Here is a 25,021-nt window from a genome sequence, read left to right as displayed (position 1 = left end):
TCTTTTAAAGCTTTGATAAATTACGTTGAATTTGGCTATAATGCTTGCTTGCATGTTCGACAAGCAGGTGGTCGACAATAAAAGACATCGGTTTTGTTCCGAAACGAGGATTGCGGCTCGAAGCCTCTGATTTTAAATCTTCTTCTGACAGCTTGCTCAACACTTTTTCCACTTGATCTTTTACGTTTTCAAGCTTGTTTAGCACGTCTGAAACTTCACGTTTTTCTGTATTAGCAACAGCAGCAAGCCTGTTTTCATCCGTAAGTCCTCTTCCCCATTCTGCACCCGGCGACTCAAGCAGCCGCTCAATTTCGTTTAACCAGTATGGAATCGCTTCTTCAACATGGCAAAGAATTTGCATGATGGACCATTCTTCTTCTGATGGATTCCAACGAATGGTCTCTTCTGAAAGACTTTTTGTAGTTTCAATCATTTGGTCAATGGATTGTTTTATGCTTTCAATCGCTTCGTTCATATTAGTCATTCGCTGATCTCCCCCGTCACTTTTTTCACTTTATTTTCTAATGCACCGATGCCGTCTATCTCGATGCGGACAACATCTCCATCTTTTAAAAATACTTGAGGGTCTCTCGCTACACCAACACCTCCTGGAGTTCCTGTCAAAATGACATCTCCCGGCTCAAGGGTCATAAGTCCAGATAGAAATTCAACCAAGTACTGTACGGAAAAGACAAGATTTTTCGTGTTAGAACGCTGACGTTCTTCACCGTTAACCGTTAAGACTACTTCCAGCCCAGAAGGATCTGACAGCTCATCGGTTGTTACTAACCACGGTCCCATCGGAGCGCTTCCATCCACTGTCTTGCCTTGAAGCCATTGCAGCGTACGGCGTTGAAGATCCCGGTAAGTCACATCATTCACAATTGTATAGCCTGCAACATAATCCAATGCTTCTGCTTGGGAAACATTGCGCGCCCGTTTTCCAATCACAAAAGCAAACTCAGCTTCATAATCCAGCTGATCGGAAATTGGATAATGAGGAATGTCATCCTCCGGTCCAATGACAGTATTCGCGAATTTCGCAAAAACTACAGGATATGGAGGAATCTCTCTTCCCATTTCCAAAATATGCTCCCTGTAGTTATGGCCTACGCAAATCATTTTCCCCGGCGATGGCACTGGTGCTTCCACTTTTACATCTTCTTTGGAAAACACAAGCTGCTTTCCTTTATATTTTTCATGTTTTAAAGCAAATGCAACTGCTTCTTTTGCATAGTCCAAGCTTTCCTTTCCGCCTTGTAAAAATCCGTTCATATCTGCCGGCACATACGCCTCAGCAATTTGTTTGAAGCGCAATTTCCCTTCCGATTCCAGCTTTTTTTCAAATGCGGCATGCAGATCAATCACTTTTCCATCCTCAATTGCACCGATGCGTGTGACGCCTTGTTCTGTAAACGTGATCAGTTTCACTATTGAAACCCCTTTCATTGATTATGGTCTTGTTACCATCTTAATATTGAAAAAAATCTAAAAATACATTATTTTTCTTATATACAGAACAAAAATGGATTTCCTCATCAATCAAAAAATTTTTTACAGGTGATATGGATGGCTTCTCAAAGTAAAAAAAGAATTTCTTCTGTTGAAAACGCTTTAAAAATTTTAAAAAGCTTTTCAATGGACGAACCGGAACTGGGTGTGTCAGAAATAGCCGAAAAGCTAAATATCGGAAAAAGCACTGCCCACAGACTTTTAACAAGCTTAGCCAGCGAAGGATTTGTATACAAAGATATAAACACAAATCATTACAGTTTAGGTGCTTCGATCTTGACATTAACAAGCATCGTTAGCTCCCAATTGAAAATTTTAAATGAGGCGACGCCGGTTCTAAATGTTTTAACAGAGGAGACAGGCGAAAATTCGCACATTTCCATATTAGAAGGCACCGAAATTATTTATTTGCAAAAAATTGAATGCACCTATCCTTCAAAAAAAGAATATACCCATATCGGCAGAAGGAATCCTGTCTACTGCACAAGTCCCGGTCAAGCCATTTTAGCTTTTGAAGACGAAGAAGTAATCGAGAAAATTTGCTCGCAGCCCTTCAAAAAATACGGTCCGAACACGATCACTTCACCCGAGCAATTAAAAGAAAAGCTTTTGAAAATAAAAAAAGAAGGCTACGCCGTTTGCAATCAAGAGTTCCAAAAAGGGATCATCGGAATCGGTGCGCCCATTTTTAATGAACATAATAAAGTGGTTGCAGCAGTGAACATTACCGGCTCTACGAAGCGAATCAATTCCATTAACATCAAGCAGCTTATAAAAAAAGTGGTGAATGCGGGAGAAAGAATTTCTGAATTAATAAAACAGAGAAAAACGAAGCAATTGTTCGGCAATGACGACTAGACTGGAGGACTAACATGAGCGAAAAATATTGGCTGTCATCTGTGAAGAACGCAATGAAAATTCTGCGTCTTTTTACACATAAACAAAAAGAGCTAGGGATTACCGAAATATCAAAAAAATTAAATATTTCCAAAAGCAGCGCCCATCGCCTTGTTTCATTGCTTGTAAAGGAAGGATTTTTATCAAAAAATCCCCGGACAAACAAGTATCGATTAGGCCTTTCGATTCTAACATTAGGAGGCGTGATTTTCAGCAATCATGAGTTGTACAAAGAAGCGCTGCCCATTGTAAAAAGGCTTGTTCACACATTAAATGAATCCGCCCATATTTGTCTTCTGGAAGAGGATCAAGTAGTGTATTTGTTCCGAATTGAAAGCAGCCAGCCCGATCGGCTGTTAACATATATAGGGCGGAAAAATCCGATTCATTGCACAAGTGAAGGGTTATGCATTCTGGCTTATCAAAACAAACGAACAATTGAAAAAGTTTTGTCGAAAAAATTATATGCATACACTCCCTATACGATCACCGATCCAGACATTTTAAAAAATGAGTTAAAAAAAATTAAAAAACAAGGATTTGCCATATCAAAAGACCAATTTTATGTCGGGTATGTCGGGATCGCAGCACCAATTCGCGATTATTCCGGCAAAGTGGTGTCTTCACTGTCCATGATTGGCTCAACTTCCAGAATGACAGATGATCGGTTTCCAGTCTTTATTGAACATATTACGCAAGCAGCTAAAAGCATATCAGAGCATTTAGGTTATATCGACGGAAAATGAGTACATTTTTTAAAATTTTGAATTTTTTGTTTTGTATAAAAGAACTAGAATATTCCTTTTTCTTTCTTTTCTGACTATGATAAGAAACTAGCTACAAGTCTAAAAGGGAGGAATATTCATGGTTCATACAGTACAAACACAAGAAAACGAACTTAGGTCGCTGCAATTGCAAAAACTGAATCGATTGTTACATTTTGTTTTGAATCATAATGAATTTTATAAAGAAAAACTTGCCGGTTTAAAGCTTCCGCTGCAATCTTTGGAAGAAGTGAAAAAGCTTCCTTTCACAATGAAAAAGGAATTGGTCGATGATCAAAACAATCATCCTCCATACGGCAAAAACCATTCATACCCTTTAGAGGAATATGTAAGATACCATCAAACTTCCGGCACTTCAGGGAAACCGCTGAAAATTTTAGATACAAAAAAAAGCTTTGAATGGTGGGAAACATGCTGGCTGGAAGTTTATCGCTCCAGCGGAGTTACGAAAAAAGACAGAGTATTTTTCGCCTTTTCGTTCGGTCCTTTTATTGGATTTTGGGCTGCATTTGAAGGAGCAAAACGATTAGGTGCCCTTTCGATTTCATCCGGCAGCCAAACTTCGATTGAGCGATTGAGAAGCATGATAGAAAACAGAGCAACAGTACTAGTCTGTACTCCAAGCTACGCTTTACATCTGGCGGAAGTAGCGGAAGAAAACGGCATTGATATTAAAAATGGCCCTGTCCAAAAAATCATTACGGCTGGTGAACCTGGAGCCTCTGTCCCTTCTACACGAAAGCAAATTGAAAGTTTGTGGGGAGCCGTTTTATATGACCACGTAGGCATGACAGAAATGGGAGCATACGGTTATTCTTGTTCAGAACAAAAAGGGATTCATGTCAATGAATCGGAGTTTATTGTAGAAGTGATCAATCCTAACACGTTGGAGCCGGTGGAAGTTGGTGAAAAAGGAGAATTAGTATTAACCAATTTAGGAAGAGAAAGCTATCCGGTTATTCGCTATCGGACAGGCGATATCGTGATCCGGTCTGATCAGCAATGTGAATGCGGCAATTCTTATCAATTTTTCCCTGGAGGAATTCTCGGCCGCGCAGACGATATGGTCATAATACGGGGCATTAACATTTACCCGTCTTCCATTGAATCCATTATTCGCGAATTCAAAGAAGTGAAAGAATTTCGCATCGTGTACTACACAGAAAATGAAATGGATCAAATCAAAGTGGAAATTGAATCCGATTCTGAACAAATCGTGCCTATCCTCGCAACAAAATTAAGAGAACGAGTCGGTTTAAGAATTCAAGTTGAAAAAGTTCCAGACAACGAGCTGCCTCGCTTTACAATGAAAGCAAGAAGAGTTGTGGACAATCGAAAAAAAAGATAAACACATATATATTTTTGAAAACGTTTTCCGCACAACTAGAAAAGGATGAAGATTTTCTTATCTCCAAAAAATAAAGCAGCCTTGCTTCATTTGTAAGAAGACAAGGCTGCTATTTTGCATAATTTTATTCTTCAAACTTAAAAACGGCTTTTTTCTGACAAAACTTGCATTTCTTTTTCGTGTAATGACTTAATATTATGACATGCGGTGCATCTAACAGCTTCAGCGATTCCTTTACATGCTTTTCGCACGAAAATATGGCTGCCGCACACATATGGAACCCCTACATGATATAAAATGTTTGGTTGTTTGAACCTAATGGAATATGTCCCATTTCTAAAATATCAACTAAATAGGCAAATGGATTTTCTCCCCATTCGTTTATATTTGCAACCAATTCCCATGCGCATGCCAACACGCTGATGTACATGGCATGGCCAACTAAAAACCGAATGAATGATTCATCTGAAAATGTTTTGAAGGCACCTTTATAGACTTCATGAAATACAGCTTCCGGCAAGTGATAGACGATTTCGTTCAAAATTTCCTCTTGTCCGGATTGATCAATTTTCTCTTTCAGCCTGTCAGGCAGCACCTTCAATGCTTCCCATAAAGAGCTGTTAGTTAACCGAATGGTATCGTATATATTTCCAATTTCATCTTTTGAAATCCACTTAATTTCGCAATTTGCTATATTCAGTGATTGCAAAAATTTTTCTGCTTTATTCTGGACGTCATCATGAATTGTTCCGACATGCTGGTACCAGTTAATGTTTAGCAGACGATCCGCCATTTGATTGACTCGTTCATGCTTGAAATCATATGAAGCATGGTTCTCAATGAGCGTAATTGACATGTTTTCCACCCCTTTATATAAAATCAAAAGCGATTAATATTTTGTTGTTAATTCAGGCGGACCAAATTTCGGGCCATAAGGACCTTCATCAAGCCATCTTCCTAATTTCGGCACAATGGCTGTTAAAGATGCAGCAATTTCCCTTTTTAAATTCATTTCTGGAGAATTTCCTTGCAGGTGATGCAATGCAGTCGAAGAGCTGTTGCGATTCCACAAGCCTGCAATTCTCCGTTCATTTGCCGCTTTTTCAATCGCTTCGCGTCTTTTCTCTTCGCTTGAAGCATCAAGAGCCTTTTCAATTCCTTTAACTGCAATTAAAGCATCAGGAACCCCCGAATTCAGCCCTCTAGCACCAAATGGTGCAAATAAGTGGGCAGCTTCTCCGGCCAACAAAACTCTTCGTTTTTCGTCTGTATATGAATTGGCGACAACTTGATGAAATCTGTATGATGATACCCACGTAATCCGTTCTGCATATTTAGGATCCATAACTTTCGGAAGCCATTTTTTTACTCCTTCCACTTCCGAATATTCATCTGGATTATCGTCTTCCAGCAGTTGAAGGTCGATTCTCCACCCGCCTTTGAACGGTACAAACATCACATTCCGCCCGCCCATTGCCGGATGCTGATAGTGGAAAACCCTTTCAAGCGGCAGCGGATCGTTTTCATCTTCTTCAACATCAACGACAAGAAATGTATCTTTTGTTCTTGGCCCTTCAAATTTTAATCCTGCTGTTTCACGGACGACAGAACGAGCGCCGTCACAACCAATCACATATTCCGCTTCCCAAACATCCCCTTTTTCTGTCACCACTTTAATGCCGTCTTCTTCTGAAATCACTTCTTTCACAGGGGCATCCCATACAAATTCAACGCCGGCTTTTTCACAATAATCATATATAATCGATTCAATATGATTTTGATGTAATGACGTAAATGGCGGAAGCGTTGTCGGATCACTAGTATCCGTCACACCGTAATTTCTTACGTACACTTCTTTCCCTTTATAAATCGTGCGTTTTATCGGCCAGACAACACCATTTCTCGCAATTTCAAAACCAAGTCCTTCATCAATGCTTTCAAGCAGCTTCAACGTTGCGTTATGAATATAAATTGCTCGGCTTCCAGGTCTTGGCCGCCCTTTCGGCTCTGCTTCAATCACGACAGAAGAAATTCCTCTTTTTTTGAGTGCCAATCCTGCTACAAGGCCAACTGGACCGGCGCCTACAACGACAACTGTACGCTTGTTGCTCATGACATATCTCTCCTTTACATAAATGAAATGGATGGATTGATTGATGGAAACGCTTACTATGATTCTATTATAATGGCATTTTTTCTTTATTCGTCACTCATTTGTTCCTCTATGCGGGACAAATAAAATACCTTTGCTATTTTTTTAAATTGAATGCCCCTCGCGTCTGCAAGGTGCCAGATTTTCTTTGCGGGAGCTCGATAAGGTATATGTTGAGTTTGGGATTGCGGCATCAGCTCATACATGCTGAAAGGGGCTGTCCGATGAGTTCCTAAAATGAAGGATTTGGGAGAAATACTACCGTGAAGGACAAAATAATCGAATAAAATTTGTAAATGTCCTTCATATAGGTCATGAAGTTCAACAAGAAGCAATTGTATGTGCTGAATGTTCGTCATAAAACGTTTGGAGAACGTAATTAAAAAAGAGAGCATAAGAAAAGTCCTTCATAAGACATCTGAAGGATATAAACAGATAGAAAAAATGATTTGTCCGATAAGTCCCTAAAATGAAGGGGCTCCAAAAAGTCAGTTAACCCTGACTTTTTGGACAGCCCCTTCAAACAAAAATCGAAATATATTAAGGGGGCTGTCAAATAAGTCGTTTTTTCGGCTTATGACGCCCCCTTAAATGTTTTAGAAACGTTATATATGATCTTATGATTTTTGTTTTCAATGGAGAATTGACTTCCTGAACAGCCCTACTTGAATTATTTTTGGAACTTATCGGACTTCCACGTAAGAAAAAATCGATTATAGCTTGTGAATGCCTGAATAATTTCCGGCAGATATAACGGCAGATGCTATCAATCGTTTATCATGAACAAAATCATTGTTGCTTGATTGAATCGTTTTAAATAATTTTTCTTTTTGCTGCTTTATTTGTTCATCGTGTAACACACTGAACTTGAACATTTCCGACACAATTTTACTAGATGCCTCATATGCGAAAATTTTTGCCAATAGTTTCTTTTCTTTTATTTTTTTCTGAGCTTTATTTGCAAGTAATTTTTCCACTCGAAATAAATTGCTTTCAATTGCATAAATCGAAATAGCCAAATTTGCCAACCATGCTAAAATTTCTTGTTCTTCCTTATAATTTTCAGATGACTGTAAAATCATTTCCATCGCTTGTCCCGCGAGCCTTCTCAAGTTGGACAGCAGCTCCCACTCCTGCGCCATTTCTTCAGATGGACCTTCATCCAGCTTTCTGAAATCCGTCCATTCCGCTTTTGATTGCAGCAGTGTTTGGGCAATAATCATCCGGTTAATCTCGTTTGTTCCTTCAAATATTCTGTTAATCCTTGAATCGCGGTAAAGGCGCTCCACTTCATATTCGGAAATATAACCGTATCCGCCATGCATTTGCAGCGCTTCATCCACAATGATATCCAGCGCTTCGGAGGCAAACACCTTGTTGATCGAAGCTTCCACTGCAAATTGCTTTAAAATATCTCTATACGGAATATTATTTTCTTTACAGTACTGATATCCCCGATCCAACTCGCCGGCAGAACGATATACCATGCTTTCAATCGTAAATATTTTTGCAGCTATGTCGGCTATTTTTTCTTGAATTAACGGAAATTGCGACAGCAGCCGATTAAATTGTTTCCGCTCTGTTACATGCTGAACGGCGAGCTCCAATGCTCTTTTTGCCATGCCGAGGCTTGCCGCTGATATTTTATGGCGGCCGTTATTCAAAATGTTAAACGCAATCAAATGTCCCCTGCCAATTTCCCCTAATACATTTTCAACCGGAACTTTTACATCCTCCAAAATGACCGGTGTTGTTGAAGAGCCTTTTAAACCCATTTTCTTTTCTTCCGGTCCTATTGTAATCCCTTCACTGTTTTTATCGACAATAAAGGCGGTGAACTTCTCACCGTCCACTTTCGCGTACAAAATAAAGAAATCTGCAAAAGATGCATTAGTAATAAATTGTTTTTCGCCATTAATTAAATAGTATTTGCCGTCATCAGACAATCGTGCTGACGTTTTGATACTTAAGGCATCCGTTCCTGCCGACGGTTCTGTCAATGCATACGCACCAATTTTTTCGCCGCTAACTACGTAAGGCAAATATTTTTCCTTTTGTTCGTCTGTTCCATAATACACAATCGGAAGGGAGCCAATTCCAATTTGCCCTCCAAATGTTGTTGAAAAAGATCTCGTCTTTCCAATTTCCTCCATGATGATAACCGAGCTGATTTTGTCTAAATCAAGCCCTCCGTATTCTTCAGGCACATCTGATCCTAATAGACCTAATTCTCCTGCTTTTCTTAAGAGCTCAATCGATTGATCAAATTGTTGTTTTTCTATTTCCGGCAAAACAGGCAAAACTTCTTGTTCCACATAGGCTGATGCAGTGCTAGCTATCATGCGATGTTCTTCAGAAAAATTCTCCGGTGTAAATATATCATCTAAAGAAATCACTTTTTTCAAAAAAGGGTTGCTTGAAAATTGTTCCATTTTATAACACCTCTGTTTTTTACCATTCATTTTCTCCCAAAGCTGCTTCACCTGTTATTAGAGCAAAAACAAGAAAAGTGCATTTGCACCAATAAGCTGAAAACAGTCCCCATAACCACCGGCATCTGTATAAGCTTGCTGAATGGAAGCGCAAAACATAATGGCATCACATACATAATGGAAAGAACAAAAGCTAAAGGCACGAAAGAATAGCGGGAAATTCCAAATCATACATCACTTTTCCTTTGCGTCCAAAAAAAGAGGCGGAGTCAGCCGAAATAACGGCTGAAAAGCTCATCAAGAGACGACAAATTATATGGAAGGTAAGTAATTGCTGCTGCAATATCGAAAAAAGACAAGAATAGAAGCAGGGAGCCGCCAAAAGATTAAGAAAATCCGGATCTCGCAAATGAAATCAAATGAGCATGCACAATCATCAAACGCTTATGAACATTTTTTGCAATCGTTTTCAAATTTCAAAAGATTGGAAGTAAAAATAATAGATTTGAGATATTGTTATTTTATCTGAATTTTCGGAAATTCTAACTCAATTATTCAGTCAATAAACCAGCTTCCAAATCGCACATGAACATCAAACGCATGAATGACTTCAATACCATGGCAAAACTGTCCGTTACGACGAGTTACATAAATAATGCCGGCCGGCAGTGTAAAGAAACCAACAGGAAACATTATATGGAATTGATGCTTACTTCATAAGATATCCCGATATTTTCCAAATCATCGCCGGAGTTTCAATGTTTCAGCCGATAAGCTGTTCTTAAACTCTTCTTTTCATCGAACCATTTACGCATTGAAATTAAATTTTTCCATCACTTGGTCTTTCAGTCTTACCTTTTGAATTTTACCGCTCGCTGTGACAGGAAAATCTTCTGTGAAAATAATTTTGTTTGGAACTTTGTATGATGCCATTTGCGCTTTAACAAACTCTTTTAATTCTTCCTCTGTGCAAGCTGCGCCTTTTTTCAGCTTTATAACAGCACAAACTGATTCGCCCATTACTTCATCAGGCAAGCCTATGACAGCTGCTTCGACAACTTGAGGGTGTTTAGTTAAAACTGCCTCGACTTCCTGCGGATAAATGTTGAAGCCTCCACGAATGATCATTTCTTTTTTTCGCCCGACGAAACGAAGGTTTCCTTTTTCATCCAACACTCCGAGATCTCCCGTATAAAACCATCCTTCTTTATCCAAAACCTGCTCTGTTTGTTCCTTCATTTTGTAATACCCTTTCATGGTGCCAAAGCTGTGGATGGCAATTTCACCAACTTCGCCTGGAGGGAGCTCCTGCCGATTTTCGTCTACAATTTTCAGCTTTACACCTTCGATCGGTTTTCCTACAGTTTCCAATATCACTCGTTCATCCTGTTCATCATAGTCAGTCGCAGTAACAGATCCTGTTTCGGTAATTCCGTATGATTGGCACAAGTTTATTCCCATCCGCTCCCGAATTTCTTTCACTTTGTTTGGTGGAATAGGTGATGCCCCGACAATACCCGCTCGCAATGAAGAAAGGTCATAATCTTCAAAATCTTCTTGTTCTAATTCTTTTATAAACATGGCGGGAACTCCTTGTTTGATCGTCACTTTTTCCTGTTCAATTAATTTTAATGTTTCCTTCGGATGATATTTCTCTTGCAAAATGATTCTTGCGCCGCAAGAGATCGCACAAAACAAATTGACGGCCATTCCAAAAATATGGAATAAAGGAGCAGGAACGATAAACACATCTTTTTCAGTACATCTAATCGTTTTAGCCATAATATTAGCTGATTGAACAATGGCGCGATGGCTAATCATTACACCTTTCGGAATGCCTGTCGTTCCTGATGTATACAATAAACAAAACAAATCGTTGTTGACATCAAGCTTTTCAGCTGGAGCATCTTCTGACGCGGAAGACGCTACTTCTTGATAGGATAATAGATCAGGATGTTCAAAACGAACAGAAATCAAAGTTTTTACAACTTGGAACGCTTGCTTAAATCCAATGTTTTCATCAAACTGTTCCGTTACAAACAACACTTTTGGCTCCGAATTTTTGAGAATGTATTCCACTTCGTGATGCTTATACTTCGGATTAAACGGAACTAGAATTGCACCTATTTTGGCCGCTGCTACAAAAATAACGGCTGTTTCGTTCCAGTTTGGCAAGCAAACAGCGACTCGATCTCCCTTGTTGATCCCCAGCTTTTTCAAACCCGCAGCCAGCCGGTTAGCTTCTTGAAAAAATTCGCCATAGGTCAATCTGTTTTTCAGGTCATAGAGCACTTCTTTATCTTTATAGGCTTTCACCGTATGTTCTACCAACTCGTACACCGAAAACAAATAATTGTTCATTGCTTCGCCATCTCCTCTTACGCAAATATTCAAAACATGTAAGACACGAAGCATCCTGAGTCATTTCATATCGGACACTTCGTGAAATACATGATTTGTTCGATGACTTTTTCTATATAAAATAACCTTTTCAACATGAAGTCGGTTGTATCGCTTTTATTATTTTCCAACGTAAACCGGCTTGCGCTTTTCTACAAACGCTTTCAATCCTTCTTTTCGATCTTCAGTTGAAAAGGCATTGGCAAAACTAGATGCTTCAAGGGTCAATCCTGTTTCCAGATCAGCATTGCTGCCAGCATTGACAGCTATTTTCAGCATACGAAGAGCTACAGGCGGTTTTTGGGCTAGCTTTTCTGCCCATTGTTTGGCAGTTGCCAGCAGTTCTTCGCCAGGTACAACTTTGTTCACTATATGAAGCTCCAACGCTCTGTTAGCATCAAACATGTCGCCAAAATAAAGTAATTCTTTAGCAATGCCTTGACCGACAATTTTTTGCAGACGCTGGGTGCCTCCGCCGCCAGGAATAATGCCAAGACCGACTTCAGGGAAAGCAAATTTAGCTTTTTCCGAGCAAATCCGCAGGTCACAAGCCAATGCAAGCTCTAAGCCTCCGCCTAAAGCAAGACCGTTAATGGCAGCAATGACAGGTTTGGATGCGTTTTCAATTTTTGAAAAAGCTTCCCTTGACACACGGTTCATATTCATCATGCCAACAAGATTGAGATCAGCCATTTCGTTAATATCTGCTCCGGCAACAAATGCTTTTTCACCGCTGCCTGTTAAAATAATGACTCTTACTTGGCTGTTTTCTTCCAGCTCGTTAAAAATGGTTACAAGCTCTTTAAATACTTTTGAATTCAGCGGGTTGACAGGCGGGCGGTTGATGGTGACAACTGCTACATGCTGTTCAATATCGCATGTTAAAAATTCCAAGCTCATCTTCAGTCCCCCATTCTCATGATTAGTCATAGTCGTAAAAACCGGCTCCTGTTTTCCTTCCAAGTCTTCCTGCTCTTACTAATTGCTTTAGAAGCATTGGAGGTGCGAAGCGGTTATCATTAAACTCATTTTTCATATATTCCATTACGTAGTAGCCGATATCAACACCGGCAAAATCTTGAAGTGTGAACGGCCCCATAGGATAGTTCAGCCCGAGCGTAACCGCTTTATCAATATCTTCCGCTGTAGCTACCCCTTCTTCGAGCAGCTTAATCGCTTCAATAAATTGCGGAATCATAATACGGTTGACAATAAATCCTGGAGTGTCTTTTTTCACTTCCACCGGCTCTTTATTCAGCTTTTTCGCAAATTCCTTCAGTTCTACTACTGTTTCATCGCTTGTTTTATATCCTCGAACAACTTCCACTAATTTCATGATCTGCGCAGGATTGAAGAAATGCATTCCTGCGACGCGTTCCGGCCTGTTCGTTGCAGACGCAATCTCTGTTATGGACATGGAAGAAGTATTTGTTGCCAAAATCACATGGTCAGATGTAATTTGATCCAATTTCGCGAAAACGCTTTTTTTTACTTCCAAATCTTCTATAACAGCTTCAATCACAATATCAGCCTGTTTAAAATCCTCCAAATTTGTCGTAACTTGAATTCGTTCCAAAACTTCCTTTTTTTGCTCTTCGGTCATTTTTCCTTTTGCAACGCTTTTTTCCATAAATTTATTTATTCTTGATAAGCCGTTATCAAGAAATTTTTGTTCGACATCATGCAAGATAACTTGAAATCCTGAAATGGCGGCCAAATTGGCGATGCCGCTTCCCATCGAGCCTGCTCCAACTACCCCGACTTTAGATATCGTCATAGTCACAACTCCTTTTAAAAACATAACTTTATTAATATTCTGTAAATTATTATAGAAAATATAAAATGAAATAAACACCTACAAAATACGGAAAAAGCTTCTCTTCTATCAACAATTTTGTGGAAAAAACGCTGTGGCGCTTTTATATTCTTTCAGTTGTTTTTGAATAATACAGGTCATAAAGCTTATAAGCCATCATCATATTAAATCGATGATCAGCATCATTTAAATCAATTTCCAGCAGCGATTCAATCTTTTCAAGACGATAAAGAAGGGAGCTTCGATGAATAAACAGCTCTTCTGCCGAATTTTTAATATTTCCGTTGTTATAAAGGAACGCTCGCAGCGTATGGAATAAATCCATACTTTTCCCTTCCGAATAATTCAATAACGGTTCAAGATGCCTTTTGATGAAAAATTCCACCGCTTCTTTATTATCTAAATGATGTAAAATAGTGTAAGCACCCAATTCCTCAAACAAAGCAAACCCTTTGTGGCGAAACCTGTGAAACACGACATTCAAAGCTTGGATAGCCTGCTGATAGCTAATATAATAATCATTTAAATTTTCAGTTTTACCGCCGATCCCCATGAATACTTGGCATTCAATATTGCCTTCTCGAACCCAATTTTTTATATTTCTATAAAATACTTTCCAATAGTTTTTTGGATGCTTGCCTTCTTCTTTTACCGGAACAATCAATATATAGTTTCCATCGTTTGTCGCCATGATAATTTCTTTGCTGAAACGGGAAATTTGTGTTTTCAACTGGTCCCAAATCAATGTTTTTTTAGATTGTTGAACAAGCAAATTACTGTTTTCCGTTTCCTTCTCATCTAATAAAATCGACAACACCGCTAATCGGTGCTGATGAAATAAGTTCCATTGGAATAAATTCGCATATTGTAAAATCCGCTCTTGATCCTCTATACGTTCCACAAGCAATTTGCTGACAAAACTATCCTTTACCTGCTCTTTTGTATCCAAAACAAGCTTCTGCTTGATAAATTGGATCGAACAAATATTTCTTGCCAAATCAATTGTCAGCTGATCAAATTCATCCATGTCATTTTCGCCAATTTCGACAGCCAAAAACCCAAGCAAATTTCCTCCGCCGTTCACCTTCCACAGCCGGAAATGAAGCTCTTCCCCGTCATCCAATTGGATGTGGAGTTTCCTTCCGTTTTCTATCAATCTCTCTTTATTTCCGCTGCCCATCAGCCTTTCTACATCTTTATTTGATAAATCATAATGATGGAAGGAACAAGAAATCGGCCTCATAAAACGGTCGAACAAAAGGACGGATTTGGAAAAAAGACTTCTTAAAGCAGACGTAATACCGTCAAAATTGTCATGTTCAACTGTTTCTTTCACGAGGGCGTGCTGATAATCAAGCAGAAAGTAAAGACGTTCTTTATGCTCCTTTTCGTTTTTATATAAACGGGCATTTTCCAAAATAGCGGCAATATGATTGGAAAGCAGCTTTAATATCTCCAAATCATCTTCATTAAAAACTCCCTTTTGTTTCTCTTCTACATGAAGCACACCGATTGTTTTCAAATCAAATATTAATGGAACGGTCAGTTCAGACCCGCCTGGAGTATCCAAAAACGGAAAGTATTCCTTTAAAACATAATTTGTTTCAATATTAATCCGTTCCGGTTTTTCAAATGGACCATAGGATGGAGGCTGAAAAATAAAATGATTTTCTTTTTCGTTATATAAATAAATACAAGCCATCCTTGCATTAGTTCCTTTTCCGGCGCGTTCCACAAGTGTTTCAATATTTTTTTCAAGCGGCACATCAAGCGACAAATTTTTGCTGATCCACTCGATCCCTTCGATTTTTTTAATTTGTGCTTCTTTTTGTTTTGCCATTGCAATTGCAACAGCTACATCTTTGCCGAATTCATCAAAATGTGCCTTCATATCCAACAGAGGTACGTAGTCAAGATAGGCAATAATGCAAAAGCCCAAGCTGCTCATATCGTCTTTGAGAGGAACTGTAAACCACGTTTTTACTTTTTCTTTTTTCATTAAATTGGTAAACTGACAGTCGCCTGCTTGCTCTGCTTTATCATATGTTAAGCTTTGGTGAAGGAGATTCGGCGAACAGTTTTGAACCTGCAGCGGAAAGGATTCCGTTATTTTCTGCAAATCTCCGCTCCAAACTTTCAAACTCAGCTCCTCTCCCTCTTGTAAAATGATGCCGACAAAATCACATGAAAACTGGGAGCGGAAGGAATCAGCCAAAAATTGCAATGCCTCTTCCTCCGTATCAATTTTCACTAGATGTCTAGCCGTTTTTCGCAAATGATTTTCAATCTTTCTCATTAATTTTTCCCGTTTTGATTCTGTCAAAGAGGACTCCTCCTTTTTGAAGAAGCTTGTGTCAATATTTCAAAAAATGAAAAACATGCTATAATTCAATTTAAACAAAAACAAATGCTGCGTACAAATTTTATTTGAAAAATGAAAACGTTGATGGTAATTTGTTAAATAGCTGTGGCTTTATCCACGCTTTTAAAAATTTTGCTACGATCTTTTGCGAGGATGGTACAAATGATCAATATTCTTGTCACACTGAATTCAAATTATATTCCCCCGCTGAAAGTTATGTTAAATTCATTATTCCAAAATAATATTGAAGAAAAATTTTCGATATATATCATGTATTCAAATATTTCCGATCAAGATTTACACGAATTGGATCAATTTGTAAAACGTCATAACCAAAGTTTATATCCAATATACGTAGACCCTAAGCTCTTTGAAGATGCACCCGTTTTTCGCCATTATACATCAGAAATGTATTATCGATTAGCTTCCCATCAATTTTTGCCAGACGATTTGGACCGAATTCTGTACCTTGATCCCGACATCGTTGTAATCAATCCCATCAAAGATTTTTACTATAGTGATTTTGAAAATTGCTTGTTTATTGCTTCTGAACATACACACTCTACAAAAGTTGCCAACCTTTTTAATAAATTAAGGCTTAAAACCCCGAATGCGAAAGGATATTTTAATACAGGCGTTTTGCTTATGAATTTGGAACGGATTCGAAAAGAAGTAAAATTGGAAGATATATATGCATTTATTAATGAAAACCGTTTAAAGCTTGTCCTTCCTGATCAAGATGTGCTCAATGCTCTATACTGGGATAAAATTAAACCTGTTGATTGTTATCGATACAATTATGATGCAAGATATTATGAAATTATTAAATTGCTTCCAAATGCAAAGCATGGGATGGAGTGGATAAAAGAGAATACTGTTTTTATTCATTATTGCGGGAAAGACAAGCCTTGGCAAAAAAACTATAAAGGAGAGCTGGGAGCTTTTTATAAAAAGTACGAAATACTATAAAGAGCGGCAAAAAACATTTATCATCACATCTCCGCTTTAATAAAAGGGGCTTGTCTAATAAGTCGTTTTTTCGGCTTATTGACACCCCTTTCTTACATTCAGTCAAGTACTTTTTTAAATTCTTTTGGAGATATGAATTAATGTTTTAGAAAACGTTGAAATATCGACGTTAATGATTTTTGTTTTCAATGGGGATTTGACTTTCTGGACGGCTCTTTTTTGACTAAAACCGTCCTGACTTAAAAATGGAAAATAACAGCCACAAAAACATGAGCGTTGCTACGCCAAAACCGATTTCAATCGCTGGAATTTTCCAAAGCAGTGTTGATTGCCTTCCCATTGAAGAACCAATAATAATCCCTACCATAATAATACTGAATGCCAATAACACGATGCTGAACGATAACCGATTGCTGATGCGGTCAAGTTTTTTCAGAAAAAGATCTAATTCCGGAATCGTGATCTCATGGCGGAGTCTGCCCCGCTTCATTAAAGAAGCGATCTCTGCTACATAAGCTGGAAAATCCATTAGCAGTTCTGTATAATCTGTTACGTGTTTCCATGCATTTTCAGCGATATACTTCGGATGCAAGCGCTCCTTTGCCAGCCGGCGACCAAAAGGCTCAGCAACATCGATAATTCTAAAATCTGGATTCAATTTTTCGACCACGCCTTCAACCGTCAAAAGCGTTTTTCCTAATAGTGTTAAATCAGAAGGGATTTTGATGGAATGTTTGAAAGCTGCTCGAAAAAGGTCGTTCACAGCTTCACCGATGCTGACTTGGTGTAACGGAACACCGTAATACTTTTCCCGTAAATCTTCGATGTCCGCTCTCAATTGCTTTAAATCGATATCTTCAGGAACGATGCCCATGCGCAAAATGGCTTTCATGACGCCATCCGTACTCTGTCTCATTAAAGAAATCACTAATGATGAGAAATGATGCTTCATGTCCGATGTAAGCCGGCCGGTCATTCCGAAATCAATGAAGGCAATGATTCCGCCCTGCTTAATGATGACATTTCCAGGATGGGGATCGGCATGAAAAAAACCATCCATAAATATTTGCCGGAAAATTTCTTTTGATAAAATTTCTGTAATATGATCCAAATGGTATCCATTTGTTTTTAGTTTTTCAATCTCATTTAGTTTAATTCCTTCTACATATTCCATTGTTAATACTCTTTTCGTCGAGTACTCCCAAAACACTTTCGGAATGTAGACAGCTTGTTCATTTGCACTCTGTTTAGAAAATTTGTCTGCATTTCGGGCTTCAATGGTATAATCGAGCTCAGCACGAAGAGCCTTTGAAAACTCTTCAATCATGTCCCTGACCTGATACTTTGCAGCCCATTTTAGCCTATGCTCCGCTAATACCGCTAAATCTTGAAGAATTTCTAAGTCCGTTTCAATCACATTCGAAATATGAGGGCGTTGAATTTTTATAGCCACTTTTTCACCCGAATGCAAAACGGCTTGATGAACTTGTCCTATTGAAGCAGCAGCTAACGGAGCATGATCAAAGTGCCGAAAAATTTTTTCTATTTCACCGCCCAATTCTGATTGAACAATCTCACGCACCTCATCAAAAGAAAAAGGCGGAACTCGATCCTGCAATTTTTCCAATTCACTAATAATCTCCTCCGGCAGCAAATCAGGACGGGTGCTCGCAATTTGACCTAATTTTATAAATGTCGGGCCTAATTCTTCCAATACAAGCCTTACCCGTTCACCTATCGTTTTGGAATGATGCTCAGTTTTTCTGCCAAAAAAAGCTTTTTGCGGCAAAGAAAGAAATTGCGAAATACCCATTTCCTCTACGACGAATCCAAATCCATTGCGAATTAAAGCAGACGCGATATCCCGATAACGGCCAATATGCCGCATCCTTTTTCCAACCACTTTACCGCCTCCTCAACAACAAAGGACCTTTTAACAGGTCCTCTTTTACTCATCTTCCTTTTCCAATTTGCGAATCTTTTCTTCCAGTTCTCGGATATCCTCCTTCGTTGCTATATCTAGTTTGTTGATCACCTGAGCCACTTGCTCTCGAACAAGACGCTGCAGTTCAGTTTTTTCTTCTTCACCGCGCTTGATTAGCTGGTTAAAAACTTCTTTTGATTCTTCAATCGATATCTCGCCTTTTTTCACGAGTTCATCTACAAATTTTTTCACTTGTTCTTTGCTTGCTACAGCTAAACCAAGTCCGAACGCCAATCCCTTTTTGAATAAATCCATTATGCTTGCCCTCCATTTCTTTCGAATTTCAACACGAGGCTTTATCCTTGTTATCACCTTAATCTTCTATTTTATTCAGTAAAATTCCTTCACTTTCTTTTCGAAGTGTAAAACAACAGCCACATCTTATAAAATTCGGCTATTTTTGTTATTTCGTCACATCTTCCAGCTTCGCTTCTGTTACTTGCTGCAAATCTTTGACGCTGAGCTCCATTTGCACGCCGATTTTGCCCCCGCTGACAATAATATGCTCGTGTTCCAATGCAGTTGAATCGATAATCGTCGGGTAATGTTTCTTCATGCCGATCGGCGAACAGCCTCCGCGGATATAGCCTGTCCATTTTTGTAAATCTTTTACTGGCAGCATTTCGATTTTTTTCTCTCCTGTTATTTTCGCAGCTTTTTTTAAATCTAATTCTGCCTCAACAGGGATGACAAATACATAAATGTTGCCGGCGCTGCTCTTAGCAACTAATGTTTTATATACTGATTCAGGGCTTCTGCCAATCATTTGTGCAACAGAAATCCCATCAACCTTCCCCTTTTGGACATCGTAAGTAATCACGTTGTAATGTATTTTTTCTTTATCAAGAATTCGCATTGCGTTTGTTTTTGTGTTCATTGTTTATACCTCTCCAAAAGCAGAATATTTTAGGATGAGTGATGTGATGAAAAATATAAATGGACGGCATCCCCAACACAGGCTGTTGTGTCTCAATCGTTAAACAGTTCACTTAACACCTTTTTTCTATTTTCGAGAAACCGCCTAGTAATAATATAATGCATAGTTTCTTCATATTTTACTTCCTTTAGCGGATGTTCATCAAAATTTAAGATTTGGGCATTTGGATAGCCGAGTAAAATGGGAGAATGAGTAGAAATAATAAACTGCGCATCGTTTTCCAAATCTTTTATGATCCTTAATAAAGTCAGCTGTCTAGCAGGTGAAAGTGCTGCTTCAGGCTCATCCAACAGATAGATCGCTTTTTTTCCAAAACGATTTGTTAAAAGTGAGAGAAAAGCTTCCCCGTGCGACTGTTTGTGAAGAGAACGGCCTCCATAATAAGGGAGACTTTCAGGAATTGTATCGAGATACGACGCAAAATGATAAAAGGTCTCAGCTCGCAAAAAAAACCCGTTCGTCACTTTTGGCATCCATGACAGCCGTATGTATTCCCCAAGGGCCGCATCGGAAGCATCTACATGAAAATTATTGTTTTTGCCTCCTCCGGCTGTATTAAAGCCACACTGATAAGCTATTGCCTCAAGGAGCGTTGATTTTCCGGAACCGTTTTCCCCGACAAAAAAAGTAATATTGGAACGAAACGAAATGGATTTTAAATTTTTTATTGCAGGAATCGAAAACGGGTAGCTATTTAAATCAATTTCTTTATTTCTTAAAATTTCGAGGCTTTTCAAATACATTGAATTCATCTCCAAAGTCGTTCGTATTTTCATATTCACTGTGCACATTTCACATAAAATAAACAACTGCCGATTGCTTGATGTTTTATGGAAAAAATTTTTTGGAATATTGCGACCTTTGAAGTTGATCGCTTTGAAAATCATCAAATGTTGTATTCCGACTTCCAAATTTCTGCATTCATTGAAAAAGTTTCATTATAAACGAAACGGGCGATGGATATTTTCGTCTCAACGCTGCATATTTTCTTAGTTTTTGATAAATATGTCGCAAAAACTTATTGTTTACTATTAAAGCTCGCCAACGAATAAATGCTTTTTGTATTGTGGACATTGATTCGAAAAAAGAGTTTTTTCCTATCTGATCATCGTCTTGTAAATATGATAATTTTCGTCATCAAAACAAACGAACAATATTGATTGAATGCTTCGGATGAATTGATTTTGAATACACTCCTTAACGGTCTCTAAAGCAATTTGGGCCGCTTCATGCTTTGGAAAACGATAAACACCAGTACTGATATTTGGAAATGCGATCGTTTTCACGAAATGCTCTTCCGCAAGCTTTAAGGAGTTTATGTAGCAATTTCTTAGCAGCTCCCTTTCTTGATAGGCTCCTCCCTTCCATATTGGTCCGACAGTATGAATAACGTATTTGGCGGGCAAATTTCCTGCAGTAGTAATAACTGCTTCCCCGGTCGGACATCCTCCTGTTCTTTCCCTGATCTTTTTGCATTCCTCCATAATCTCCGGCCCGCCTGCTCTATGGATCGCGCCGTCGACACCCCCGCCTCCCAAAAGTCCGTTGTTAGCCGCATTAACAATCGCGTCAACAGTACACTTTGTAATATCGCCTTTTATTACCTCCAATTCAGTATCGTTAATAACGATTTTCATTAATATCAACCTCCGTTTTTGCAAATTTGAATATGTTATTTCTGGCAGACAGCTCCTATCATGACATATAACAAGAGCTGTCCAAGTTGACGGAAAACCTATTAAACAATACTCTAAACCTTGTGATGCTAGTTGTCGCTGTTATTTATTGCCTTATATCAACTATCGTGCCGATCCGAACGAATTTGGACAATTCAATGATATCGTGATTGTGCATGCGAATGCAGCCTTTGGACACCCTTTTCCCGATCGAAGAAGGGTCATTTGTTCCATGAATGCCGTAATGTTTTTTCGACAATCCCATCCATAAGACACCATAAGGCCCTCCTGGGTTCGGAGCTTTATTGACAATCTTAAAACGACCAATCGGCGTCGCGGTGACAATTTTTCCTATTCCTACTGGGTACCCCCTAATCACTTTGTTTCCATCCAACAGAAAAAGTTTGCGATCCGAAATGTCAACGATGATCCGATAATTTGGCATGCTTCTCACCCTCCTACCTGCACAATATGGGAGGGCGGAAACTAGTGTGACAACATGAAAGCCAAAGGCTTAAACCTTATCATTATTTTTACGTTTTTATCTGTTTTCTAGTTTCTTAATTTGTTGCTTGATGAACGGTACGACCTGAATCGCCGCTTAAGCATCACTTCCATTTTTTCATACCAGACAGAATGAATAAATTTTTGTATATGTGTGGTCCGCATCCATTTTTTGAACATGGACTTTAAAAGAGGGGCCTACCAAAAAGGATTGATTATTATCATTATCATGTAGTACTTGAAGCTTCGATATAACATGTTTCATTTTGGATGGCGTGGACAGTGAGTTTTCTATAATAAACAGTGAATTCCAAAAATTATTTTCAATCATTAGCGAGTAGCAAAATAACTCATGGCTTTATAAAAAAATGGCTTCTTCCCCGCATATAGCTTTTAGTCAGCTTGAAATAAAAGGCTTCTTTTCATGAATCTGATCAATAATAAATCTTGCTATATCAGCATTCGAAATTTTTATTCCCGGCATATCCGTTAAGCTTTCCTTTATATTGCCCGTTTCTGACCCCTAAACAACAAATAGTAAGCGTACAAGCGTCCAGTCAATCTCACTATTTGCGAGAATGTTTAGTTCTTTAAGTTTGTCTGTCATTATCTTAGGAAATAAGAGTTCAAGCATTTTTGCACCTATTCTATTTATTAGTTTCTTGTTGTCACCTTTTATAGTTGGGACCGCACCTGTAACCCCTTAGTATCTTTTAATTCCAAATTCATGCATTACCGCAAGGACATTATTCGGTACACTGCTATATAACGGCAAAGCCTTTACCGACTGTCCAAAGGTATTTATAACAATATTACAGTCTTTGAGGAGAATTCGAATAAAATTTATATTTTGAACATCTCCCCTAATAAGCTAAATTCTGTCATCACGATATGCTAATTTATCTGGATTTCTAACAAGCATACGAACTTGGCAGCCGCTTTCTAACGCTTTTTTGGCAATGTAACGACCTACTTTTCCTGTCCCGCCCATGATTGAATTCTATCAGAATGTTCCAATGAATCTTCCCCTAGGACATTTTTTAAAGAATGTGTAAAATATTGTTTTCGTTTCTTTTTAAACAACTACAACAAAATAAGTCCCCATTTGCTATTCAGCTTTACGAAGCATGAATAACCACATGAAGGTTAATGCCTGCTTTAACTCCGTTGAAAGTGAGGCAACTAGTTTCTCAGTGACTCTGCTTTTATAAACTCCTTCTCCATCAACTATTTCCCAGCCGTTTTCCTTCGCTAATTTTTCAAACTCCCATGGCATCATTGTATTGCAAATCACTGGCTCTCCATATAATCGGCGATAGCTGTTCATTCGCGGAGCAGCGGTCGGACCGAGCAGCCCTACACAAAGGAGATGACCGTTTTTTAACACTCGCCTCATTTCATTCAAAGCTTCCAGCGGCTTCTCTATCCACTCAATCGAGTTAATCGCCATTGCTCCTGAAAATGTTTCATCAGGAAACGGCAATTTCGTTAAATCCCCTTGAAGAAATTGCAAATGCTCGTTCTCTCCTCTCGATTTCGCCTTTTCAATCATTTCCTTGGAGAAATCAATGCCAATAACACGATAGCCTGCTTCATGAAGCTTAAACGAACCGTATCCGTCCCCGCAGCCTAAATCAGCGATATAACTTCCTTTCGGTATATGCTTTAAAATAAAAGGAACAATCGTTTTACGGTTGCCATGCTCCCACCTTTCCTCACTGCTTTGATTCCAAAAATCGGCCCGCTCATCCCAGTTTTTTTCTGCTTCTTTATGCCAATTAAATGTCTCCAATGTTTACACCTCATTTGTATTAAGATACATGAATGGACGAGAAGTTAGGATTGACAATCAACAAGAAATGCTTGCTGAGCCAAAAAAAATTATGAAGGCGGCATTATAAATTTTAACCCTCTTCGGGGCAAGCGCTGATGGAAGCCGCAAATGAAGCTGTTCGTGCGTAAAAATTTTCACAGGAAAAAACGGTGATCATGACATTAGTAGTAATGCCGAATAGCTTTCCAGCATTTTTCTAAATAAAAAGGAGAGTTCATTATAGCTAAAAAGTACGATAAAGGCAGCGGTGACCAAAAATTCATCCATTTTTTACTCAAGCGATTGGCAGCGGCAACAGCAATAGCAATAAGTGTAATAAATCGTCAAATATAAAAGTGACGTAAATTTTGAAAAGGAAAAAGTCGACACTTTTATACGAATGTCGACTTTTTGTCTAGATCTTCATTGTTACTTATATAGGCTGACGGTGCGTCTGAACGCGTGTTATTCGCAAAAAATTCTCATTTTTCCTTTCGACATTACGTTTCGTCCTCTGTATCGTTTGACAGCTTTTCAAGTATAGATATGCTGTCCCGCGTAAGGACAGTATGCAATCAATTAAATTATTCTATATTCATATTTAGCGACACTTCAGAAACGACAATGCCATCGCTGTCAGCATACACATACGCATTTGGGATCCAGTGCACTTCACCAAATTCAAGTACGACATCACGGCTTCCTTTCCCTTCTTTTTTACTTTTAACCGGACAGGTGCCGAGTGCCTTTACCCCAATCGGCATCGTCGCAATTTCAGCGGAGTCGCGTATACATCCATTTATAATCACGCCAGATAATTCACGTTCACATGCAATCTGAGCTAAACGATCTCCTAAAAGCGCGCAGTTTCGTGAACCTTTTCCATCCACAACTAGAACTGAACCTTTTGGGATCGTTTCTAGAGCCTGACGAACTAGCACATTATCTTCAAACACTTCAACCGTTGCAATTGGACCTGAAAATTCCTTTTGTCCCCCATAACTGATAAGCGGCAATTTACAAACTTGAAGCTTTTCTAAATATTGATCGCATAAATCAGCAGTTTTCATGATGAATTCTCCTTCCCCATCTATGATTGATACAAAAATATATTTTGACAACCAAGAAGCAAAACCCTTTCAAATTGAAAAAATAATCAAAGGTCAAGATTCGCGCTCGCTTTTCGTTGTTTGGCCGGGCTTGCTGGATACTAGCCGGCGCAACACAAAGCCAAACTCTTCTCTCTTGCACTTAGTGATTCATTAATTCTTTCTTTAAAATATTTCGATGAACTACCCCCTCCCACTTGCTTAGAGGCGGGCTTCATGTAACCGTTTTAACGATATGAAAAGGACTGAGACGTCAAATCTGTTCCACTTAGACAGCCGCAATTCTTCCTTTCCATACAATTTCAAAATTTAAATCATTTTTTCA

Annotated in this window: 23 protein-coding genes; 4 read left to right on the top strand and 19 right to left on the bottom strand. The window is 38.7% G+C overall.

The features are described 5' to 3' along the window. Positions 1-4: 4 nt before the first annotated feature. Positions 5-484 carry a DinB family protein gene (locus NSQ71_RS03800; RefSeq protein ID WP_339194338.1) on the bottom strand — a complete coding sequence of 160 codons (480 nt, stop codon included), beginning with the start codon at positions 482-484 and terminating at the stop codon, positions 5-7. Next, positions 481-1,431, bottom strand: coding sequence for a fumarylacetoacetate hydrolase family protein (locus NSQ71_RS03795; protein ID WP_094245184.1), 951 nt, complete (start codon positions 1,429-1,431; stop codon positions 481-483). Before NSQ71_RS03795 ends, NSQ71_RS03800 begins: the two co-directional genes overlap by 4 nt. A gap of 138 nt (positions 1,432-1,569) precedes the next feature. Here NSQ71_RS03795 and NSQ71_RS03790 point away from each other — a divergent pair, with 138 nt between their 5' ends. The 3 genes from NSQ71_RS03790 (at position 1,570) to NSQ71_RS03780 (ending at position 4,542) form a co-directional block, all read left to right on the top strand. After that, positions 1,570-2,370, top strand: a complete 801-nt coding sequence (locus NSQ71_RS03790; protein ID WP_339194337.1) for an IclR family transcriptional regulator — start codon at positions 1,570-1,572, stop codon at positions 2,368-2,370. A gap of 14 nt (positions 2,371-2,384) precedes the next feature. Further along, on the top strand, positions 2,385-3,155 hold the full coding sequence (locus tag NSQ71_RS03785) for an IclR family transcriptional regulator (RefSeq protein ID WP_339194336.1): 771 nt from the start codon (positions 2,385-2,387) through the stop codon (positions 3,153-3,155). A 118-nt stretch (positions 3,156-3,273) separates the two neighbouring features. Continuing rightward, positions 3,274-4,542: a phenylacetate--CoA ligase family protein gene (locus tag NSQ71_RS03780; protein WP_339194335.1), complete on the top strand. Its 1,269-nt coding sequence runs from the start codon at positions 3,274-3,276 to the stop codon at positions 4,540-4,542. Positions 4,543-4,825: 283 nt separating this feature from the next. Here the strand turns inward: NSQ71_RS03780 and NSQ71_RS03775 are convergent, their stop codons facing one another. The 8 genes from NSQ71_RS03775 to NSQ71_RS03740 form a co-directional block, all read right to left on the bottom strand. Continuing rightward, complete coding sequence (locus NSQ71_RS03775; RefSeq protein ID WP_340732950.1) at positions 4,826-5,398, bottom strand: hypothetical protein; 573 nt, start codon at positions 5,396-5,398, stop codon at positions 4,826-4,828. A 33-nt stretch (positions 5,399-5,431) separates the two neighbouring features. Next, positions 5,432-6,655: an FAD-dependent oxidoreductase gene (locus tag NSQ71_RS03770; RefSeq protein WP_063389213.1), complete on the bottom strand. Its 1,224-nt coding sequence runs from the start codon at positions 6,653-6,655 to the stop codon at positions 5,432-5,434. 86 nt (positions 6,656-6,741) lie between these two features. Next, positions 6,742-7,089 carry a hypothetical protein gene (locus NSQ71_RS03765; RefSeq protein ID WP_327873895.1) on the bottom strand — a complete coding sequence of 116 codons (348 nt, stop codon included), beginning with the start codon at positions 7,087-7,089 and terminating at the stop codon, positions 6,742-6,744. 318 nt (positions 7,090-7,407) lie between these two features. Then, on the bottom strand, positions 7,408-9,126 hold the full coding sequence (locus tag NSQ71_RS03760) for an acyl-CoA dehydrogenase family protein (protein ID WP_340732944.1): 1,719 nt from the start codon (positions 9,124-9,126) through the stop codon (positions 7,408-7,410). A gap of 807 nt (positions 9,127-9,933) precedes the next feature. Then, positions 9,934-11,487 (bottom strand): class I adenylate-forming enzyme family protein, encoded by a 1,554-nt coding sequence (locus tag NSQ71_RS03755; RefSeq protein ID WP_130158388.1) that lies wholly within the window; start codon positions 11,485-11,487, stop codon positions 9,934-9,936. A 159-nt stretch (positions 11,488-11,646) separates the two neighbouring features. Continuing rightward, a complete protein-coding gene (locus tag NSQ71_RS03750) occupies positions 11,647-12,426 on the bottom strand; it encodes an enoyl-CoA hydratase/isomerase family protein (protein ID WP_340732941.1) in 780 nt (259 codons plus the stop codon). 22 nt (positions 12,427-12,448) lie between these two features. Beyond that, positions 12,449-13,303 carry a 3-hydroxyacyl-CoA dehydrogenase family protein gene (locus tag NSQ71_RS03745; RefSeq protein ID WP_063389218.1) on the bottom strand — a complete coding sequence of 285 codons (855 nt, stop codon included), beginning with the start codon at positions 13,301-13,303 and terminating at the stop codon, positions 12,449-12,451. Between the two features lie 142 nt (positions 13,304-13,445). Further along, complete coding sequence (locus tag NSQ71_RS03740; protein ID WP_130158384.1) at positions 13,446-15,665, bottom strand: helix-turn-helix domain-containing protein; 2,220 nt, start codon at positions 15,663-15,665, stop codon at positions 13,446-13,448. A gap of 201 nt (positions 15,666-15,866) precedes the next feature. Here NSQ71_RS03740 and NSQ71_RS03735 point away from each other — a divergent pair, with 201 nt between their 5' ends. Beyond that, entirely contained in the window at positions 15,867-16,673 is an 807-nt protein-coding gene (locus NSQ71_RS03735) for a glycosyltransferase family 8 protein (RefSeq protein ID WP_066248838.1), read from the top strand. Between the two features lie 223 nt (positions 16,674-16,896). Here the strand turns inward: NSQ71_RS03735 and NSQ71_RS03730 are convergent, their stop codons facing one another. The 9 genes from NSQ71_RS03730 to rraA form a co-directional block, all read right to left on the bottom strand. After that, positions 16,897-18,576 (bottom strand): ABC1 kinase family protein, encoded by a 1,680-nt coding sequence (locus tag NSQ71_RS03730; RefSeq protein WP_130158382.1) that lies wholly within the window; start codon positions 18,574-18,576, stop codon positions 16,897-16,899. Positions 18,577-18,621: 45 nt separating this feature from the next. Continuing rightward, positions 18,622-18,912 (bottom strand): phasin family protein, encoded by a 291-nt coding sequence (locus NSQ71_RS03725; protein ID WP_063389222.1) that lies wholly within the window; start codon positions 18,910-18,912, stop codon positions 18,622-18,624. Positions 18,913-19,060: 148 nt separating this feature from the next. Continuing rightward, positions 19,061-19,534, bottom strand: coding sequence for a Cys-tRNA(Pro) deacylase (gene ybaK / locus NSQ71_RS03720; RefSeq protein WP_130158380.1), 474 nt, complete (start codon positions 19,532-19,534; stop codon positions 19,061-19,063). A gap of 92 nt (positions 19,535-19,626) precedes the next feature. Further along, positions 19,627-20,337, bottom strand: coding sequence for an AAA family ATPase (locus NSQ71_RS03715; RefSeq protein ID WP_339211014.1), 711 nt, complete (start codon positions 20,335-20,337; stop codon positions 19,627-19,629). Positions 20,338-20,691: 354 nt separating this feature from the next. Next, positions 20,692-21,231, bottom strand: coding sequence for an O-acetyl-ADP-ribose deacetylase (locus tag NSQ71_RS03710; protein WP_066248832.1), 540 nt, complete (start codon positions 21,229-21,231; stop codon positions 20,692-20,694). Positions 21,232-21,376: 145 nt separating this feature from the next. Continuing rightward, a complete protein-coding gene (locus NSQ71_RS03705) occupies positions 21,377-21,715 on the bottom strand; it encodes a L,D-transpeptidase (RefSeq protein ID WP_063389226.1) in 339 nt (112 codons plus the stop codon). A 930-nt stretch (positions 21,716-22,645) separates the two neighbouring features. Then, entirely contained in the window at positions 22,646-22,765 is a 120-nt protein-coding gene (locus tag NSQ71_RS03700) for an NAD(P)H-binding protein (RefSeq protein WP_327863534.1), read from the bottom strand. A 117-nt stretch (positions 22,766-22,882) separates the two neighbouring features. Beyond that, positions 22,883-23,566 (bottom strand): class I SAM-dependent methyltransferase, encoded by a 684-nt coding sequence (locus NSQ71_RS03695; RefSeq protein ID WP_340732931.1) that lies wholly within the window; start codon positions 23,564-23,566, stop codon positions 22,883-22,885. 605 nt (positions 23,567-24,171) lie between these two features. Next, positions 24,172-24,657, bottom strand: coding sequence for a ribonuclease E activity regulator RraA (gene rraA, locus NSQ71_RS03690; RefSeq protein ID WP_340732930.1), 486 nt, complete (start codon positions 24,655-24,657; stop codon positions 24,172-24,174). Positions 24,658-25,021: the final 364 nt, after the last annotated feature.

Source organism: Aeribacillus sp. FSL M8-0235, assembly GCF_038000355.1.
GTDB lineage: Bacteria > Bacillota > Bacilli > Bacillales > Aeribacillaceae > Aeribacillus > Aeribacillus composti.
This window is presented reverse-complemented; position numbering and strand designations above follow the sequence as displayed.

What these genes read in the sequence shown, in the direction of transcription:
- NSQ71_RS03800 (WP_339194338.1), bottom strand. Translation starts at nt 484, where the DNA reads ATGACTAATATGAACGAAGCGATTGAAAGCATAAAACAATCCATTGAC.
- NSQ71_RS03790 (WP_339194337.1), top strand. Translation starts at nt 1,570, where the DNA reads ATGGCTTCTCAAAGTAAAAAAAGAATTTCTTCTGTTGAAAACGCTTTA.
- NSQ71_RS03785 (WP_339194336.1), top strand. Translation starts at nt 2,385, where the DNA reads ATGAGCGAAAAATATTGGCTGTCATCTGTGAAGAACGCAATGAAAATT.
- NSQ71_RS03780 (WP_339194335.1), top strand. Translation starts at nt 3,274, where the DNA reads ATGGTTCATACAGTACAAACACAAGAAAACGAACTTAGGTCGCTGCAA.
- NSQ71_RS03775 (WP_340732950.1), bottom strand. Translation starts at nt 5,398, where the DNA reads ATGTCAATTACGCTCATTGAGAACCATGCTTCATATGATTTCAAGCAT.
- NSQ71_RS03770 (WP_063389213.1), bottom strand. Translation starts at nt 6,655, where the DNA reads ATGAGCAACAAGCGTACAGTTGTCGTTGTAGGCGCCGGTCCAGTTGGC.
- NSQ71_RS03765 (WP_327873895.1), bottom strand. Translation starts at nt 7,089, where the DNA reads ATGCTCTCTTTTTTAATTACGTTCTCCAAACGTTTTATGACGAACATT.
- NSQ71_RS03760 (WP_340732944.1), bottom strand. Translation starts at nt 9,126, where the DNA reads ATGGAACAATTTTCAAGCAACCCTTTTTTGAAAAAAGTGATTTCTTTA.
- NSQ71_RS03755 (WP_130158388.1), bottom strand. Translation starts at nt 11,487, where the DNA reads ATGAACAATTATTTGTTTTCGGTGTACGAGTTGGTAGAACATACGGTG.
- NSQ71_RS03750 (WP_340732941.1), bottom strand. Translation starts at nt 12,426, where the DNA reads ATGAGCTTGGAATTTTTAACATGCGATATTGAACAGCATGTAGCAGTT.
- NSQ71_RS03745 (WP_063389218.1), bottom strand. Translation starts at nt 13,303, where the DNA reads ATGACGATATCTAAAGTCGGGGTAGTTGGAGCAGGCTCGATGGGAAGC.
- NSQ71_RS03735 (WP_066248838.1), top strand. Translation starts at nt 15,867, where the DNA reads ATGATCAATATTCTTGTCACACTGAATTCAAATTATATTCCCCCGCTG.
- NSQ71_RS03725 (WP_063389222.1), bottom strand. Translation starts at nt 18,912, where the DNA reads ATGGATTTATTCAAAAAGGGATTGGCGTTCGGACTTGGTTTAGCTGTA.
- ybaK (WP_130158380.1), bottom strand. Translation starts at nt 19,534, where the DNA reads ATGAACACAAAAACAAACGCAATGCGAATTCTTGATAAAGAAAAAATA.
- NSQ71_RS03715 (WP_339211014.1), bottom strand. Translation starts at nt 20,337, where the DNA reads ATGTATTTGAAAAGCCTCGAAATTTTAAGAAATAAAGAAATTGATTTA.
- NSQ71_RS03710 (WP_066248832.1), bottom strand. Translation starts at nt 21,231, where the DNA reads ATGAAAATCGTTATTAACGATACTGAATTGGAGGTAATAAAAGGCGAT.
- NSQ71_RS03705 (WP_063389226.1), bottom strand. Translation starts at nt 21,715, where the DNA reads ATGCCAAATTATCGGATCATCGTTGACATTTCGGATCGCAAACTTTTT.
- NSQ71_RS03700 (WP_327863534.1), bottom strand. Translation starts at nt 22,765, where the DNA reads ATGGGCGGGACAGGAAAAGTAGGTCGTTACATTGCCAAAAAAGCGTTA.
- rraA (WP_340732930.1), bottom strand. Translation starts at nt 24,657, where the DNA reads ATGAAAACTGCTGATTTATGCGATCAATATTTAGAAAAGCTTCAAGTT.